This is a genomic window from Bradyrhizobium sp. LeoA1Lang (assembly GCF_055413685.1).
In genome coordinates this window covers 1-2,533 of record NZ_JBVAPG010000357.1, presented here as the reverse complement: position 1 = coordinate 2,533, position 2,533 = coordinate 1, and the positions used below count along the sequence as shown (strand labels likewise).

At 58.8% G+C, this 2,533-nt stretch carries 1 protein-coding gene and 1 pseudogene; both read left to right on the top strand.

Annotation, left to right across the window (positions count from 1 at the left end):
• Positions 1 to 83: 83 nt before the first annotated feature.
• A pseudogene (locus ACZYOF_RS43365) lies at positions 84 to 837 on the top strand (IS5 family transposase); the annotation flags it as partial.
• Positions 834 to 1,040 carry a hypothetical protein gene (locus ACZYOF_RS43360; RefSeq protein WP_245475127.1) on the top strand — a complete coding sequence of 69 codons (207 nt, stop codon included), beginning with the start codon at positions 834 to 836 and terminating at the stop codon, positions 1,038 to 1,040. The pseudogene ACZYOF_RS43365 and the gene ACZYOF_RS43360, both read left to right, overlap by 4 nt.
• Positions 1,041 to 2,533: the final 1,493 nt, after the last annotated feature.

The following is a 2,533-nucleotide window of genomic DNA, read 5'->3' as shown; positions in this document are numbered from 1 at the left end:
AAGCCTTCGTGGTAACGCTTGTCATGGCGTGGTCTCCAGCCCGGCGCGTCAACGCCGGGTGATTCGAGGTTGATCACCCCGGAGACTACGCCACTTTCAATTCCAACCGCTTTTCGGACGGCACCCAACCAAAGGTCAAGCGTCTACTATCGAGCGACCACTTCTCGGTGGATGGTACGCTGATTGAAAGCCCGGGCTTCGATCAAGAGCTTCCGGAAGAAGGATGGCAGCGACAAAGACGAGGACGGTCCGGGACGCAATGCTGAGCGCAGCTTCCACAAGGAGAAGCGATCGAACGAGACATGCGAGCACGACCGATCCCGAGGCGCGGCTCTACAAGAAGGGTGACGGCCAGCCGGCTAAGCTGAGCTATATGGGCCATGCGCTGATGGAGAACCGCAATGGTTTAGCGGTCTTGGGTGGGGTGAGCCAAGCGACGGGCACCGCCGAACGGGAGATTGCGCTTGCCATATCGACAGGCGCGGGTGCGCGAAACGGATCACTCTGGGGGCGGATAAGGCCTATGATGTCACGCAGTTCGTCCACGAGCTGAGAGATAGATCGGTTACTCCGCATATTGCGATTGATGGACATCTGAGTAAGACCGGCAAGCGGCGCAAGACGGCGATCGACGCGCGGACCACACGTCACAGCGGCTACGACATCAGCCAACGCTGCCGCAAACGCATCGAAGAAGTCTTCGGCTGGATCAAGAGTTCCGCTGGCTTGGCCAAGATCAAGCTGCGAGGCCGCGACCGGGTGGATGCCGTGTTCGTCCTGGCGCTTGCGGTCTATAATTTGATCCGGCTTCCCAAGCTTCTGGCGGCACCGGCATGAGCATTCGGGGCAGATGGCAGGTCGTCGAGACACCGAGCTACGGCATGGCCTTGGCGAGCGCCTACATCCTGTTCGACGAGGCCGGCGGCGAATTCGCCTTCGATTGCCGCACAGGCTCCATTCATGGAACCTGCCACGGCGATGCCGCCGAGTTCGGCTGGCAGGGAAACGACGAAATGGAGCCAGCCGAGGGTGACGGCTAGGCCGAACTGCAGGATGACGGCTCACTCGAAGGGGAGATCTGCCTTCTCAACGGTGACAACACCGTTCAAAGACTTCTTCAACAGCCTGCTAGCTAGGGGCGGCTAGGTTGGTTCTTTGGCTCGGGCGAATCCGTTCGGAGATCAGAGTCCCGCTGCAGGTCGCGTAAACGAAGTCTCCGCGACATCGAAATCCAGAGATCGTCGGGCCAGCTATTTAGATCAATGTCGATCACAAGCGCAACGCAACCCACGCCCTGAGGAGGCGGCCCATACTTGGCACGCGAACAAGTGAACATCCGTGCGGCCCTTGCACCGGGGGGTGGGGCCGGATCATCGGCGCCTTTTCGTGTGGCATATCATTTGCAAGGGGTCATGCGGGCTGGACACGGCCAGGTGCCGCGCCATGCCCCAACAGCCCGACGCACCTCATACCCGGCAGTGTGCGTCGGGCTTCGCGCTGTTTCAGCGTCCACGCTCGGCCGCATTCACCGGTGCTAAGTCGGATGTAGAGTGGTTCGATAGGCCGAGACCGCGCTGCCGTTTCACTTCGAGAAAGTGGGACACTATGTACTGGCGCCGGTGCAACAACAAAGACTCTTGGTGGTCCTGGCGTGGGCAATCACTTCCCGGCGTATGTGGAGAACACGTTTGTCAACTTGCATACGCTAGATCGCGCGACCGGATTTGCCGAATTGAATAACGTGCGCGAATTTCCGGAACAGCTCGGTCATCCGTTGGTTGCTTGTCTTTCCTGCTACAGGATGGGCGACATCTCCTATGTTCGGTGTCGAAACGGCCGCGCCCCATGCGCGCGCTGAACGAAATCGGCGAAGACGTTTCCCAGCACCAAACCGACGTGCCTAAGTTGCCTCTAAGATCCTGGAGGCCGCGATCCTCAAAGAGAGGTCAATCGACGACCTCAAGCGTATAGGCCAGAAGGCGCTTGCCAATGCGGCCATCTTGTGTCGCCAGCTTGGCAGCTTTGGCATGTCATTTCGCTCATGAGAACGCATAGACGACCCAGCAAATACCGGCCCAGAGGAGAGCGCTGACAAGCATCGCCGCAAGCGGCCAGGAATTCAATCTGATCCGCGACTGCGAAGCATCAGGACGCAATGCGCGATCGGCTTTACCGCCTTCAAGCACGCGCGGTTTTGGTTTGCACCAGCGCGTCATCCGTGCACCATCCTTGCGCTGTGCAAGTTGATTAGGGTCACAGCAATTCGAAGATCACCAAGCGAAGTGAACTGCGTCTCGATGCCGATAGGATTGGCGTCGTGAGGCTGGCGAGCCTGATTGTCAGCCTGGCCGACTACCAGAGTCGCGCATCGTTCAGCTGAGGTTGAAATGCCGTGCCTTGTTTGATGGTGAGCGTCATCCGGCGACCACGCACTGAGGGCTGATCTGGTCGGCTAGGAAGATCTCGTGGATTGTTTCGTCACGAGGTCACCATGTCAAAAGATAGTTGTAAGGATGGCGATAAGGATAGGCAT